The following is a 16,148-nucleotide window of genomic DNA, read 5'->3' as shown; positions in this document are numbered from 1 at the left end:
TATATTTCTTGTCTATATTTCGTTATCTATGTGTATATTAAACTCTTGCCAGTCAAATCCAGACTCTTCGGCAAAGCGGAGCAGTCCTTGTTTGTCTTCTGGCGTTAATGTGCCGTTTCTCTTTTCGAGTAAAGGCTCATATATTTCCGACACGATCTTGTCCTTGTCCATATCCATATCTCTCAATGGCTTCATCAGGAAGAAGTATGTTCCATAATGATTTGCCACTTCGAAACACTTCAGGATGGATTCCGTGATGTCGTCCCATGCCCATGGATCATTGTCGATATCCATTCCCAGGTTGCATTGCAGATTTTCTGTCGTACAGATGTCTTGAAATATCACCCCCGTACTCTTTGAGTCTGCATCTTCATCCGGATTGATAGGCTCAGGTTCAGTCTGCTCGTCATAGTTCCAGTATAGAGCTTGTTCACCATTCCATGAACTGTGCTCCTGGTCATTACCGAAACATACTACCAGGCTTTCTGGCGCCATAGCATCGAGCAGCTTTCCTACATAATGATTGTCACTTCGCCAGGCATTTAAGGCAGCTTCACCTACTGATGGATTACCGGAGATATTGATGAAGTCCTGCGAATAAATACTACGCAGATTCCTGCATTCGTATGCCTGATAACCTTTCTCGCTGAAGTCATTCAGCTGAACCCTGTCTTTGAAGATGTAAGGAAGATTGAGTTTTTCCTCATCATTCAGATACTCGATAATCTTGCCGTCAAGCATAACCTCTTTCAATAGAGTTGGTCGATAGACATCTACTTCATAGTAGCTTTTACCTTTTCCGTACCTGACAGGTAGTGTAGGGGAGAGGGGATTTCCATCCATCGGTATTTCATCTTGAAGTTCTGCCTCTGTTCCATCAACATTCTTGTATTTGATGAGCGTTGACTCGAAGTCTCGCTTGATAGGCGATTCAATCTCCAATCTTGGCAGATAAAATACGGTAAACAATAGCGGCTTTCCTTTTACTGTTACTCTTAATGTCACCTCACCATACGGAGGTTCATCCATCTTTGTCCATTCTGTATATCTGCCGTTTTCTTGCTTGTATTCTATCATTTCAGCCTCGGTTTCCTCCTCTGGCTGAGCATGGAGAATATCATCCTTGGTGGCAAAGTGGCGAACGATAACATCTTCCCATCCAAATATCAGGGGCAGTTCATCTACCTCATATTCATCGCTGATGTCTGGGTCGTCTATATAATAATGTTTCACCTTTCCGCCACCCACATATCTAATGATGTCGGTATAAAGTCTTGTGGTTACCTGGTCATAGCCTATGCGGTTATACAGGTTGATTTCTTTTCCTTGTTCATCCAGGAAACTGACGCAATCATAGATGTAAATCCAGTTCCATGTCTCGGTTGTACCAAACTTCTGATCACGGAATCGCTTGCGATACACATTTTCGGCAATGGTCTCATCCTTCAGTTTGCAGCAGTTTGAAAACAGAAGAGCCGTTTCCTTCTGAGTGTTCTGGGTAGAAGACCATGTTTCCCCATAGTCTCCCTGTCGCCAGAGTTGGATGTATTCTGTTGTATTTTGTGTTTGAGCCAGATATTCATTACCATCATCATCCTTCACCACGATTTCAATCTTATCAAATCGTGATGTAGGGATGTTTTTAATCTGTACTCCTTTTTCTACGCCAAAGGCAACGAAGTCGTTCACGCTGTGGTTCAGATAGGTGATGATAGGATTTTCCATGGTCGATGGTTCTATCACCTCATCGCCTCTTTTGAACCTTATATATATAAATAGGTGTAATTGCTTCTCCGGGTTTGGCACACCCCAGAGATGCACACGATCATAACGAAGATACTGGTGCAAACCTCCACCTACCTCCTCTGGCTTCAGCCAAAGGTTGAGGCGGCGTGACATATAGGTATAGTCTGGCGAGAATATTACTTGCCATTCGAAACGGAATTTCACCTTCAATATCTCATCGTTGGCAGCCTTGATGGTTGCCACAAATCGGTTCACGTCAGATGCTGCATCCTTCAGATCGTCTTCATGGAAGGGCATTTCTCCGTTCAGAATCTCCTTCATGTATTCATAAAGGGAGTGCTGGCGCTTGATGCTCTCTCTGAAAGCAGCAGCTCTTGATGCTTCATCCAGATTTTCCAAGGTATAGTTCTCGCCATGATAGATACGGCATAGTCCCTTCAGGAACTGCATCTTGTCATGACGGTTCAGCTCATGCTGTATGGCAAGACCACCAAGCACATAGATGGAGTAGAGCCATCGCTTCTGTCCGCTATCATCCTGATACAGATAGCGTTTCTTGCTGATGCCTGAGTTGGTCCAGAGTGTTTCAAGATCCAGATTCTCTATCAGTTGGTTCCTGTTGGCACTTTGGTATTTGCGTTTATACCATTCTGCCATATAGACAATGGTTGATGTGGCATTTTCAGGCTTTGCCAACGCTGCTACTCCACAATCAGACACAATAGCGCTTAGGCAGACTTCAAGTTCATTGAAATCTGCCTCCGACAATCTCAGTTTCCAAACGTATGGATGGCTGATGTCCAGGGATGCTATTTTGTCTGCAAGCTTCTTGCTTAGTCTTGTTTCCATATTTTAATTTCTTTCTTGATGCCTCGGTATGCTTCACGCAAATCCCTTAACGGATGTTCCGAATCCTTGATATGATGAATCATACTGTGGCAGTTGCTGCATAGCGGTACCAGATTCTCCAGGAAGTTCTCGGGTACTCCATCGGTCTCGTAAGTAGAGATCATCCTTATATGATGCACTTCCATGAAGTTGACACCCAGTTCTTTGCCGTATGTTTCCTCAAAATCCATTCCGCAGCATTGACATTGATAGCCATACTTGTCAAGGCACATCTGGCGGAGCTGTGGATTGCGCCTTATCACATCCGTCTCTTTCAGAATATGCTTCCGTTCGCCTTCGGTTTCTTCCCGGAAAGATGGAGTAGAAGGTGCTGATGGTTCCGCATCAGATGACAAATCCTCTATGGCAATCTTTGTTTTGAAGAGATTGCGGAATGCTTTTGATTCCAGGAACCCTGACCATGTTTTCAGATGTAAAGAATACCTGTTGTCAGCAGCATTGTCTTCTGTTCTCATCTGTCCGTCTATAGCCATATCATGGCGTACCCGGTCGTAGTAGTTATGGTCGAGCTGTGTATAGATGCTTTCAAAGTTTGGCGACTCATGCTTTCGGATGAAGTCTGCCAATTCCGATTCTGTGAATCGGGCAAACTCCTCTGCATCCGTTCTGCGTTTCAGATATTCTTCCACGTAAGCCTTGCGGATGGATGCTGGTGTTGGTATCATACTTTTCTTGCTCATACCTTCTTTGTATATGACTTGTTTCTATTGCCTCCATGAGCTTCCAGGTAACCGAAATCTGTCAGTTGTCTTAAATAGCGTTTAGCTGTGGTTTCTGTCAAACCCAATTGAGTAACAAGCTGCTCGGTTCTGATTTCTTCTTTGTCGGCCATGAAAACTATAATATCGGCCAATTTCCCTGCCAGAGTTGGCTTTATCGACCATTTATCGACCATTTCTTGCAGAATTTCTGTTTTATCGACCATTTTCTCTGATGTCGATATAAGGAAATGGTCGATATCTTGCTGTAGATGTTCGCAATGAAGTTTTGCCATACAGTTGATGAAGATGTCTGTGTCCTCAGCTTCCCTGGTGTCAATGAGAGCTTGGATGTATTCAGCTTTATCTTCCTTATATACCTTTGTTGGCAATACATCATATTCCATTTGCAGAAGGTTCATAAGCAAGCGGCTTGTCCTCCCATTTCCATCTGCCCATGGATGGATGGTTACAAGTTCGTAGTGCGCCCAGAAACTCAGTTCATATATAGACAATTCATCAGTTGTATCTATAGCTTTGCGACGTTTATTAAGTTCTTCACAAAAATCTTTCAGTTTCATGGGTACCTTCATCCAGTTCATATACGACCTGCCGCCAGCTCCTGCTGTAACATTTAGTTTACGAAGTTCTCCTTTCGAAGCATCAAAGCTACCACCTAATGAATAGTATTCGCCGCCTGTACGTGCCATTACTTTAGACGCAAGAGTTACAAGAGATTCTATGGTGATGTCCTCATGTTGCTTGATCCAAATGCGACCATAATCGTAGGCAGCCTTCAAATCGAGGTTCATCAATTGTTCTATCAAAGGCTTTCCTTTTGCAGTAATGCCTTCGTCGAAAAGCAGCTGAGCTTCCACCTCAGTCACAGTACTACCTTCTATGGCTGTACTATGAGTAATGATAGAATACAGGTAGAACTTTTCGTAGTCTATCTGATCGGTTATGCCCAACTCCTTATGGCGTTTGAGCAATTTTAGCATGATGTCTTTTATCTCTTGTTTCATTGCGTACTTGATTTGATGTTAATGTATATCCTTACTCAGTACCGCTTTTAGTACTGCTTAACTGGTACTGGAGTTTATCTTAGGTGGTACTGGAGTATCAAGTAACTGACACCGTAGTAACACTTATGTGGTACAGAGAAGGTATTTTGAAGGCATGAATCAGGCACTCCAATTGATGTGTTCCTCGTATTTGTCGAAGTCCATTTTGGAGTCTGCTCCTACCTTTTCAAGCATCAGTTTTATCACTTCTTGCTCCTCAGGTGGAAGAAGAATGTCACCACGCCTGCGCTTGAAATATTGGTTACGTCCGAAGTGGAGGATGAGGGTAGTCATGAACTTGTCATACTGCTGTGGGTACATCCGCTTTTGGAAGTTGGTGAATCCTCTGGCGAATATCACCGGCTTTTTATCCCGATAGTATGTACAAGCCTCGTCCTTGCTGCATCTGGTGGGATTGATCAGACGCAGATACTCTTCATTCTGCTCCATCATCATGGAGTAGGCTACCTGATGTAAGCAGGTAGCTGCCATAGAGCAGCTACTATGCTCGCATACAGGATAGTTTATCGGTAAAGCCGTATATTCTTTCTTTGGTTTTGACATAATATGTTTGGTTTTGATATTGTTGTTATTTTAGATTTGTTCGGGATGCCTTCGGGATTCGTTCGGGATGAATGCGACTATTCCATTGGCTTGATCATTTTCTCTATGAAGGCTATCTCATCGTCCGACAAGCCATATTTGGCATATAACTGGCGGTCGATGTCCGCGATGCTCTGACTCCAGTCGATGTCGCTGTTTGATGTAAAGTCTTGGAGAGGGACGTATGCAAACTTTTCTTTAGAAAGGTGCTGAGTGGATGCAAGAAGGGAAATTAGAAAACGAACAAAACAAGTCTTAAGATAAGACTGTAATGCTTTAGCCTCCAATTCTGTGTCAAAAGCATCTACAACAAGATAAGTCTCTGTACAAATCTCATTTGGTATTAACATATCAAGAGAAGAAAGAATTTTTTTACGACCTTGCTTGTCTGTTTGTCCAGCATGTTCAGCTGTTAAATATGAAATTGTAATTTTCCACTGAGGAATCATTTCCTTACCTTTCTCAATCAATGCAGACAGATAATAACCTTTCCCTGAATTTGTTTTTAGAACAACATCACCTGAATCCATAGGAATTACATTGGTCGATAATCCAAACGGCTTACGTGTACTTACTCGTTCATTATAGTAATTTGCTGCTAAATGCTTTACTTTATCAACAATATCAACAGCCTCAAGATGTCTGATGAAAGAATCATCAGCAGCTAAATCCCTCATAGAAGACTTAAATTTTCCTCTATGTCTGCTTACAAATTCACATAAACCATTTCTGTTATGTACCCAAAAGAAATAGCAAACTCCACCTGCAATATCAACATTATCGAAACAGTCTCTTGAATCGGTGAAGTCAACAAGCTTCGAAATCTGCTTGTCATTCAGCATAGCATCTCTGAACGAGCCTAACCCTTTGCCATCAGTATACCATTTTGCAGGCATAATCATCGACATATAATTGGGTTTGATTGCTTTTGCTAAATCAACAAACTGGTTATATATAGGTTTGGCAGATGCTCCTGCTCCACCATCCTTAATCTGATACGGTGGATTTCCCACCACAGCATTAAATTTCATTTCTTGCTTACTTGAATTGCCCTTCCAGAAACCAACAGACTTCAGTTCTTTTACGAGTCCTTCCTGGTCTTTAGAAGCACGTTCGATTAATAGTACGTTTTTGATATTCGCTTTCTGGTCAACCTGGCGGAAGCCAAAGAGGGTGCGGCGAGTGATGCCCACAGCCATAGGAGTATTGCAGATAACATACATGTTATCCTTTACAATATCATCCCAAACCACTTGTTCTTCTTGCACGCTGACTGTCTCCTTGTCGATGCATTCCGCTTTGATGTATTCATCCAAGCGGCGACGGAAAAGAGAGTAGGTGACATAAAGAGGGTAGAGACCAGTCTTTGAATTGATCTCCAATATCTTTGTCTGAACTTCTCCTGCAAGGTCAACATTGTCAAAGAGTTGACGGGTTACATCGCCCTGGTCAACATAACGAGGTGTGTCAAGCATTCCGGTCTTTTCGTCAAAACTTTCATCGTACCAGCACCAACCACCAATCGTGTCACTCATGTGCATATTCACTACACGCCAAGGAGTAAGCACCGTCTCTTTATCAGGATTGCGGAAATAAGAGAAAATCTCCGTAATCTGACGGATGCGTTCATCTATATGCATAAAGTCAGCCTCACGGGTAAGGGCACGATATTTCTTACCCGCTTCCTCGAAACGGGTAGCATTGAAGCACTTACGAATCTTGTTGAAATCTTCTTTCGAGATTCCCTCCGGCATAAACTCGGTCCATGACTCATCCTTAATCTTTCGGGTGAAGTTTTCAACAGTCAGTTCATCCTTAGGGTCGCCGGCATCAGCACCACCATACATCAGCAACGGAATACGAAGTGCAATGCCACGAATATTGGTCATGCGCTTTTTAAACTCCTCACGTTCCTCCTTTGCCTTCTCACGTCGGGCAATACGCTCAGCTTCTTCCTTCAGCCAATCCTCACGTTCTTCATCAGACATGGCTTCCCATTTTGCCTTAAACTCCTCGTCTTTCTTCAGCTTTTCTTCTGCTTTCTTCTTGGCTTCAGCAATCTTTTGTCTCTTGTTTTCCTCCCATTCGGCACGTTCCTCCGGAGTCATGTGACTGAGGTCTACAGATTTGCTTGCATCCTTGCGCTTCTCGTCAGGAGCCTTGCCACCATTTTCACCAATATGATTAATGATTTCTGGATTCACCTTGTTCAACTCATCCTGGTTGTAGAGGCATGGGTCGTCAAAGCCCTTGCGTACCAGTCGGTCGATAAACACATTTTCCAACTGCTTGTAGATGTCGTTGACATCCATTGCGCTCATCTTGCCTCCATCCATGGAGAGGACAGGACAAAGTTCGATAAATTCACGAACAGTCTCCTTGTCACGCATTTCCTGCGTCTTCTCTTCATCACCTTCTTGTTTTTTCTTTTCCTTGGCTGTTGCCATAGAAGAGAACTTGGCTGTTTCTGCCACAATCTTCAAGGTGCGGTCGGGCGCAAAGTCGAATACATAACATTCTTTCTTGATCTTACCTTCATGAGTCTTGTAGGGAGACTGCACACGGAAGATGGTCTGCATGTAAGTGGCAGCACGGTCGCCACCTTTCAGATAGAACACGGCAGTCCAAGGCGCTACAGTAACGCCTGTAGTCAGACGGCCACAGGATATGGTAATAGTAGAAGTCTTCTCTGGATTGTCGCCAATCGCCTTAAGTACCTTATCGAGCGCATTCTCATTCTGCTCGTCAGTTTCGCTTCTACCTGCTACATTCACAACATCGAAGTGACGGAAAATCTTGTGTTCTTTCAGCAGTTGCTCCAAAGCAGCCGCTTCGTTGACATGAGAAACTACCCAAAGAGTATGGCGGAACATCTGGCGATATTCATTGGTAGAGAATGGAAAATTATTCTCAGCATCTTTCTTGCAGAGTAAATACAAAAACTCAGATACTTCCGGCTCATGTACAAAACGGCCTTTAGCACCCTCTGGCATAGATGCATTGTCGGCTTTAGGATTACCTGTCCAGGTACGGAAGAACTCAGGGAACGAGAATACACCTGTCTGGTCCAGGATATTATCAATATTCTTGGTAATATCGTAGGTAAAGATATTCATCTTCGGCAGTTCGGCGTATGGATTCTTCTCGTTGGGATGTTCCAGGTTCCAGTTATGCTTGGCAGTTTGCTCGGCAATATAGTCCCAGGTGTAGATTTCATCCTCTTTGAAATCCTCATAGAGATTGAAAGGAGTACCAGATAGATAGAGCATCTTGGTCTTCTCTTTCTTCAAGAAGTCCTGGATGACACCTTTGCCCAATGAGGTAAGTGTTCCCTCGTGAGCCTCGTCAATAATGATCAAATCCCAGTCGGTTTTCAGAATGTCTGCTTTCAGCATCTCGTTCTCCTTGGATGTGGAGTTTCCATTGCCCAGTTCCTTACCTGCATTTTTTGCCTGTGTCTTGCTGTTGACAAGTTCAGAGAGACGAATATATTGCATGGAGACAAAGAAGGCATAGTGATTGCCTGGAGTCTCGACAAACTTTTCTAAATCATAGTAGTTACCTACAGTCTCACTCTCATCGTCCGAACGCATACCGAAGCCATAGGTTTTATGAATATCGCTGTTGCCTTTCACCTTAGGTTCAGAACTTTTGCTGCCCACAACCTGTTTGAAGGCTTTCAGCCAACTTTCTCCTACTACAGGACGGTGGGTGATGATAAGGGTGCGCTTGACATCCAGTTCACGCATAAGCTGCATGGCACAGATGGTCTTGCCGAAACGCATCTTGGCATTCCAGAGGAACTGGCGATATTCAGGAAGAACTTCATACTGGTATTCACCGCGTCTTCCACTTCTTTTACAGAAACGCTCCTTCGCTTGATCGATTGCGTCCCTTTGCTCAGATCGAAGAGTGATAAGGTCATCGGCAAACAGGTCATCCTGCGTGCCGGTCTTTATTTCTTCAAGGGTTGAATACGTTGCCATAATGATGTTATTGATTATTATTCTTGTTTACTAACGACTCGAAGGTCTGTTTGATAGCCGACTTGTCGTGAAAGTCTGTATTACTCAGCGTTGCCTTCTGAAGGTTGATGCCTTTGAGGAAGTCTTTGATAAGACAGAACCGCTCTTGTGGCTTTGGCTTATAAGCCTTAGCTGGTTCGTCCCAGCCATCCATGCCGTCAAAAAGAGAAGGTCCAGAATCCTGGTCCTGCTTCTTTTCTTCGATGTAAGGCTCATAGCCAGGAAGACCATAGGAGAGTCCATTCATCTGCCACACGTTCCAGGAGATGATGTAAGCAGCACCTGGCATCATGCGCATCTTGTTCTGGTTGAACTTCTTTTCACCAAACCGAGCGATATAATGTTCTTCAAATGTAAAGAAGAGAGCTTCTCTGGCAAGTAGGAGGTTATCGCCTTGCCATTCGAAACCGTATGTTGCACGGAGGGCAATCTTAGCCCAAAGAATCCAATCCTTGGAATCCTTCGTATTCTCGGAAACGATTCTGAGTTTACGGTCGAGCATTCCTATGCGATATTTCACATTCTCGTTATACTCACCGGTAACGGCATCATATCTGTTACAGAGGTATGGTGCTTCGCCGCAGGTAATTTCCAAACGGGTATCTGCCACGTAGTCTTTCCAGGTCTTACCTTCAGGAAACTCAATTTTCTCCTCATTGTTAATCCACTTCTGAGGGTTTTCAGGGTCGGGCGAATTGAAGAGTCCTTCTTTTCTGCCGAACCATGCTTCATCAATGAGATTGTTCTGTGCATTACAAATCCATGCAGGAGTAAACACCTCAGCCTTATCCTTAGCACGCTGCGTCTGTTCTTCTTTCGACTTTACGGCACGTGGTCGGATAATCTCCTGGTAATTGTCTTTCTCCTCAGGATTCTTTTTGACCAACTCATTATATTGCTCCTTCGTAATCACCTTGCCTTCTTTTGAGGCATAGGATGTAATCTTGTCGAGCGTGATAGGTGCAAAGAAAGTAAAATCCTCTCCGTAGTCAGCATACGAATCTGTTGCCCAGTAGATATTCTGCTGGGTGGTATGATCTTTCAGAAGATTCATACAGACCTTCTCTCCGTAGCTGTAGAGGAGTTGGTTCTCACTTATGTCTGCGTCATTTATCATTGTTTATAATTTAATTGCAAAATTATTATTCTATGTTGCAGTCTTTCTGCACTGTTGAATATTTTTTCAATAAGTTCTCAATTTTCTCAGCAATTTGCCGCCTCAACCACTCAGGTTTGAGTACTTCTACCTGATTTCCGTATGAAAAGATGCGTGCTTCAAGTTCCTTGTTGGGACGAACCGTGAGTTTAATAATTCGCTGTTCTTCGTCGTCAACCTCCTGTGAAGGATGGATGGGTTTATTCACCACGTAAGGGAAACGGGCTTCATCAAATTTCAACAGCACTTCCTCTGCAACTGGATGGTCTTCGGGTAATGTTACTCCAACGATGTCCTTGAAATACTCATTGAAGTCTATATCCGTATTGGGAATAAACGGCACATTGGCACGTGAAAACTTCACGATACGGTCAAGGGCTTTATTGGTGATGTAATTGCCATGACTTCCTTCCTGCAATCCGATGAGGAACCAGCGGTTATTGAATTGCTTGATATGGTAAGGATGGAGGATGGCAGTTCGTTCATTGCCAGCAAAAGTGCGATAGAGCAAATTCAAAGGCTGATGATTCAATGCGGACTCTATCAGTTCTCCCAAGAATTCTGTTCCCTTCAGCAGATCATTGTGGTCAAATGACACGATATTCTCTGTATTGGGCTTGACACCAAAACGGAATTCGAGATTTGAGATAACATCTTCCAACCATGCATTACTCGGCACACCACGGAAACGGCTTAGTATGTCGATAGTGGAGCGAAGAGACTTTACTTCTTCGGCTGTCAACTCATTATTAAAGATGGAGAAGCTTGGGTCTGAATAACGGTAGTAACTTTTCCTCCCATCGAAGGGATATGTTTCGATAGGGGCATTGTAGGTGACTCTATCTCTCATATACTTGATGTCTTCACGTATCTGACGGATGCTGACCTGGGAGCCATAGAGATCCATGAGGGACTCATTAACCGTGTCCATGAGGTCCTCAATACTATATGTTCTATGAAAATCGCTAAAGCATCTGTCCAGTATCCGGTAGCGCAGTTGCGCATTCTTGTTTGTTGGCATAGAGTCTTTCTTAATTAGTTCATTTATCTGTTTTTATAGTAACGACATCGTCCAGTCTGACAAGGTCGTTCATATCGCATTTGAGACAGCGAGCTATCTCAATCAAATTCTCTAAAGTTGGTTGTGATGTATTGGTGACCCACTTTGATATTGTTGCAGGATCCTTACCGAGCATCTCAGCCAGTTGCTTATTGGTTAGCATGCGTTCTGCAAGCATCACCTTAATCCGATTTAGAGGTTGTTTCTCCATATTTCTTGATTTTTATATTATTCAATATGCAAAAATAAGGTTTTTTCTTCGAAAAACAGACATTTTTCATAAAAATAACACTCCTAAAGCAAATAAATTGATGTTTTCGTCATGTTATTCGGAAAAAAAAGAGTGAGCAGATGATCTTCACCAACTTGATTTTGTTTTCGAGATTCTTTATTACCATACCTTATTATATATGTATCTGAAGTTTCGCATATCAGGAAGTTAAAGGAGTTAAGGAAGCTAAGGAGTTAAGGAAGTTAAAGGAGTTAAGGAGTTAAGGAGTTAAGACGTATGTCTTGCTGCTTAAAAAACTACGTCAAAAAGACTGTTGTCTTAACTCCTTTAACTCCTTTAACTTCTGTGCTTGCGAAACTTGAATTAAGAGACCACTTGAAAAAGTCAGAGCACTATCAATCTGAAAGTTAAATAGCAAAAAGAAGCCTAAAATGAGCTCTTTTATACTATAAATTTCATGCAGAATAGTTCTTTTTATGCTTTTAAGTTTTAAACTATAAGCATTTTGAGGTACCCATATGTTTTGATGACACTTTTTCAAGGTGACTCAATTAAGAATTACGAGAAGCCTTTTTGGAGTATATTTTTGCCAAATTTGGTGTAATGAGAGTTTTTTTTCGCTTTGTTGGACGTTTTTTTGAAATAAAAACACTACCTTTGCACAAGAATAATGGTGATGTTCTTCCTTCTTTATGGGTTTGACATTAATGTCGGATAGCCGTAAACAGGCAAAAAAGTAAAGCAGGTAGGTTCTCATTAATAATAAAAACACTTCAAAAAGCTCATTCTATGATACTCGACATACAATCGTTGGAAGCCTTGGCACACTACACTCGCGGTGGCGTGACCATATTCTTTGTCTTTTGGTGCTTCATGCTCAGGAAATACGAGAAACGCAGCTATATGCTGAAGCTGCTCTATTTTTCATCGCTTCTCATTGCTGTTTGCTATGCCAAAGACGTGCTGTTCGCTTTCACGTCGATAAAATATTCCACCCACTTGAACAACATTTGCGGCATATTGGACATGGTTTACATACCCGTGATTTCCGCCTTCTTCCTCGAAGTGGTTCGACCGGGAGCTGTTTCCATGCGGCAGACATGGGCTTCGGTGGCGTTTCTCGCGTCGTTTGCCCTTATATACGTTTTCTTGCCCTTCAAGGCGATTGAACTAATCGCTTCCTGTGTGGCGTTCGCCATTTCTGCCTTAACGTTGGTCTATGTTACTGTGTTTGCGGTGAGATACCGCAAAATGCTGTATGAAAACTATTCCTACACCGAGAATGTGGATGTCGTTTGGGTGATGCTGTCGTGCTATGCCTCTTTCGGCTCTTTCGTCCTCTACGAACTGATGTTCCAAAACGCCGTGTGGCTCAGCGATGTCATTTTCAACATCTCAGGCATGGTGTTGTGGACTATAGTGTTTAAGTTCGCCCAAAGGCACAGGGTGCTGAAAATGTTATTCCAGAATAATGGCAGTCCTGCCGGCGACACCGACGAGACAGGACTGACGGAGACAGAGGCCGACATGCGGAAGCAAGAACGCTACAAATACATAGAATCGCGCATTCAGCTGTTAATGGAACAAGAGAAGCTCTTCCTCATGTCAAAACTCACTATCATGGACCTGGCTACAAAGATAGGCACCAACAAAACCTATCTTTCCGAATATCTGAACAGCAACCTGAACATGTCGTTCCACGACTTTGTGAACAAGTATCGTGTGGAAGAGGCGTGCCGTATTATTGATGCCTTGCCGCAGGACAGCAAGCGGACGATAATAGACATTTCAATCAAGAGCGGATTTAATTCCATCTCGTCTTTCTACCGCCAATTTGCGAAATTCAAGGGAATAAGCCCAAGGAAATATCTCTTCGAGAAAATGACGAAGGCGGAGGAAAACGAGTAGCCAAAGAAGGGAAAACATCGCAAAAAAGGTAGAAAAACGGTAAAAACAGCCCTAAGAACTCTCTTTTTTCCGTTTTGACAAACATTTTTCCGTTTTGACTGATTTTTTTTTCCGTTTTGACAAGTTTCTTTCGTTTTTTTCTCGTATTTTTGCATTGTTTTTTTATAAATATTTATTGTTATGAAGCATTTATATTTTTTACTTACGGTAATTCTTTTAATGACTTGCACAGTAAAGGCACAGTCTCAGAGTGATTACAAAGAGTTTGAAAATTGTGTCTTGGTGGATGGCTTGGGCTATTCCCTAAACGAGACCACGAAGGAAGCGTCAGTGGTTCCCCACTATGCAACAGACAAGGATGGAAACGAACTGTCCGAAGGGTATAAGGGCGATGTCGTCGTGCCTGAGTCAATAACCGTTGATGGCATTGACTACAAGGTTACGGAACTGGAGAAGATGGCATTCGGCATGTCCGACATTACCTCTCTGAAACTGCCATCGACAATCAGGAAGATGGGATTCCGCTCAGTTGACTACTGCCCCGAACTTGTCAAGGCAAACTTGCCGGCATCGGTGGAGGATATAGGGGAACGTCCGTTTTGCTCTTGTCCGAAACTCGACGATTTCACTATTGAAGAGGGCAACAAGAACTATATTCTTGAGTCGAACATGCTGATGACCGCCGACAAGACCACGTTGCTGCATCTGTTTGGTGAGAGCGACAAGGACAAACCGGTGAGTGTCACCGTTCCTTCCACTGTAAAGACTATTCGAGCGTGTGCGCTTTCACTCTGCGAAGGGGTGAACGAGATTACCCTGCCCGAGGGACTGGATTCGATAGGTTATATGGCTTTCTCCAGTACCAGCATCACTACTATAACAATCCCTTCCACAGTAACCCATATTTCTGGAGGTTTTGTCTTGTTGTCCAAAAACCTGAGGGAAATCATAGTGTCTGAGGGCAACAGGAACTACAAGATCGAGGGCGGCGCAATGTATGATACCGACAAGACAATGCTTTACTGGGTGTCGCCAGCATGTACGAGTCTGGCGATACCTGAGACGGTGACGAAGGTGTGTGAAGGTGCCATAGAAAACACCGCCCTGAAGGCTCTCGTCATACCCAAATCGGTGAAGGAGATTTCATTATTTGCCGTGACTAACAACCAGCAGCTCAAGACACTCGTCATTGGTGGTGGACTGGAGCTTATCGAGTCCTTCACCTTTTGGAATAACTTGGCATTGCGGTCAGTCTTCGTGAGGGGCAACAAGCCCGCAACATTGGAAGGCGATGCCTTTTATTCAGGCGATGCGGAAGAGAATGTCACACTCTATGTGCCCGAAGGCTCGAAGGATATCTACGCTGCCGCTGCTAATTGGAAGAACTTCAAGAACATAAAGGAATACTCGCTCGCAGGCATCGATCAGCATCCCGGCGAAGCATCGGCAGAGTCGGTAGTGGTGGATGGCATAGCCTACGACCTAAACCGCGAGGACATGACAGCCACCGTGGTGTGTTATCGATATTGGGACTCTGACAGCAGCCAGTCAATAGAGCTATGCCCTAAGTATTCCGGCGACATAGTCATTCCAGAGGCAATCACCGTCGATGGTGTTGACTACGTCGTGACCGAGATAGGCGGGTGGTCTTTATGCTCCTGCAAGTTGGCCAGCGTTTCCCTGCCTTCAACACTTAAGGCAATCCGCGACGGGGCGTTCACTTTCGTTGAGCAACTCAATACACTGACTATTCCGGCCTCCGTGGAGACTATTGAGGGCGGCTCACTTGTTTTCTGCGAAGATTTGGAAAACATAGTGATTGCAGAGGGCAACAAGAATTTCGTATTCTCCGACCAATTGCTGATGTCGGCTGACAAGACAAAGGTATATGCACTGATTGGAGCTTCAAGAGCAGGAAGTAACGTCAGAGTCGTTGTCCCCTCTACGGTCAAGTCATTGGAGCCTATGGCAATGTACGGGGCGTACGGAATGGCAAGCCTGACCTTGCCGGAGGGACTTGAGAGAATATGTGACTCCGCATTGGGCTGCAACAACCTCACCTCGATTCATATCCCTGCCAGTGTGACCACCATAGAGGAGGCATTCTGGTTTATGGAGCAACTCAGGGAAGTGACAGTTGCGGAGGGAAATCAAAACTATACAGTGAAAAACGGTATGCTTCTGACCAAAGACCTTACAGGCTTGGTGAAAATACCGCCAATGCTTGATAATTATGACATTCCAGAGACGGTGACAACCATTTATGGAAGTTCGGCAGACCTGTTGAATACCAAGGAATTGGTTATTCCCGATGGTGTCAAGGCATTGGGAAACTTTGCATTTGGTTGCTGCGAAGGACTTGAGACAGTTGTCGTTGGAAGTGGCGTGGAGAGTTGGGGCGAAGAGACGTTCTTTGTTTGCTTTGATATAAAGTCGATCTACCTGCGCTCAGAGAATGTGGTATCTCCAACCACAGAGCCTTTCGAATCTGATATATTTGAGAAAGCCACACTCTATGTGCCAGCTGGAACGAAAAATGCCTACGAGCTTGACACATATTGGGGACGCTTCAAGAACATTACAGAGTACACGACAACAGGTATCAGCAGCGTGAAGACCGACTCCAACGCTCCCGCCGAGCAGATTTACGGCATTGACGGCAAGCGTCGCGACATCTTGCACCACGGCCTGAACATTGTGAGAAGCAATGGAAAGGCGAGGAAAGTAATGAAGAATTAAAGTAATCA

General features: G+C 43.8%; 10 protein-coding genes. 2 read left to right on the top strand and 8 right to left on the bottom strand.

Annotated features, from left to right (window positions below; translation table 11 throughout):
* Positions 1 to 12 precede the first annotated feature (12 nt).
* The 8 genes from NQ544_RS04715 to NQ544_RS04680 all read right to left on the bottom strand — a co-directional run bounded on the left by NQ544_RS04715 (position 13) and on the right by NQ544_RS04680 (position 11,472).
* On the bottom strand, positions 13 to 2,595 hold the full coding sequence (locus tag NQ544_RS04715; RefSeq protein WP_006846511.1) for a hypothetical protein: 2,583 nt from the start codon (positions 2,593 to 2,595) through the stop codon (positions 13 to 15).
* Entirely contained in the window at positions 2,580 to 3,335 is a 756-nt protein-coding gene (locus tag NQ544_RS04710; protein WP_006846512.1) for an HNH endonuclease, read from the bottom strand. The genes NQ544_RS04715 and NQ544_RS04710 overlap by 16 nt, the downstream gene beginning before the upstream one ends.
* On the bottom strand, positions 3,332 to 4,378 hold the full coding sequence (locus tag NQ544_RS04705; protein ID WP_006846513.1) for a Fic family protein: 1,047 nt from the start codon (positions 4,376 to 4,378) through the stop codon (positions 3,332 to 3,334). The genes NQ544_RS04710 and NQ544_RS04705 overlap by 4 nt, the downstream gene beginning before the upstream one ends.
* A gap of 159 nt (positions 4,379 to 4,537) precedes the next feature.
* Positions 4,538 to 4,981 carry a DUF6078 family protein gene (locus tag NQ544_RS04700; RefSeq protein ID WP_040552518.1) on the bottom strand — a complete coding sequence of 148 codons (444 nt, stop codon included), beginning with the start codon at positions 4,979 to 4,981 and terminating at the stop codon, positions 4,538 to 4,540.
* 77 nt (positions 4,982 to 5,058) lie between these two features.
* Positions 5,059 to 9,006, bottom strand: coding sequence for an Eco57I restriction-modification methylase domain-containing protein (locus NQ544_RS04695; protein ID WP_006846515.1), 3,948 nt, complete (start codon positions 9,004 to 9,006; stop codon positions 5,059 to 5,061).
* A 7-nt stretch (positions 9,007 to 9,013) separates the two neighbouring features.
* Positions 9,014 to 10,162 (bottom strand): hypothetical protein, encoded by a 1,149-nt coding sequence (locus NQ544_RS04690; protein ID WP_006846516.1) that lies wholly within the window; start codon positions 10,160 to 10,162, stop codon positions 9,014 to 9,016.
* A 25-nt stretch (positions 10,163 to 10,187) separates the two neighbouring features.
* The gene (locus NQ544_RS04685) at positions 10,188 to 11,222 is read right to left on the bottom strand and encodes a helix-turn-helix transcriptional regulator (protein WP_006846517.1); all 1,035 of its coding nucleotides are present in this window, start codon (positions 11,220 to 11,222) and stop codon (positions 10,188 to 10,190) included.
* A 19-nt stretch (positions 11,223 to 11,241) separates the two neighbouring features.
* Positions 11,242 to 11,472 carry a helix-turn-helix transcriptional regulator gene (locus NQ544_RS04680; protein WP_006846518.1) on the bottom strand — a complete coding sequence of 77 codons (231 nt, stop codon included), beginning with the start codon at positions 11,470 to 11,472 and terminating at the stop codon, positions 11,242 to 11,244.
* An 840-nt stretch (positions 11,473 to 12,312) separates the two neighbouring features.
* Between NQ544_RS04680 and NQ544_RS04675 the strand changes: the two genes are divergently transcribed.
* Both NQ544_RS04675 and NQ544_RS04670 read left to right on the top strand, forming a co-directional pair.
* A complete protein-coding gene (locus NQ544_RS04675) occupies positions 12,313 to 13,401 on the top strand; it encodes a helix-turn-helix domain-containing protein (protein ID WP_167529914.1) in 1,089 nt (362 codons plus the stop codon).
* 180 nt (positions 13,402 to 13,581) lie between these two features.
* Positions 13,582 to 16,140, top strand: a complete 2,559-nt coding sequence (locus tag NQ544_RS04670; RefSeq protein ID WP_006846522.1) for a leucine-rich repeat domain-containing protein — start codon at positions 13,582 to 13,584, stop codon at positions 16,138 to 16,140.
* The last annotated feature ends 8 nt before the right edge of the window (positions 16,141 to 16,148 follow it).

Origin of the sequence: Segatella copri DSM 18205, from assembly GCF_025151535.1 — a bacterium.
Lineage (GTDB): Bacteria > Bacteroidota > Bacteroidia > Bacteroidales > Bacteroidaceae > Prevotella > Prevotella copri.
Note: the sequence above shows the minus strand (reverse complement) of the source record. Positions and strands in the feature narration are given on the sequence as shown.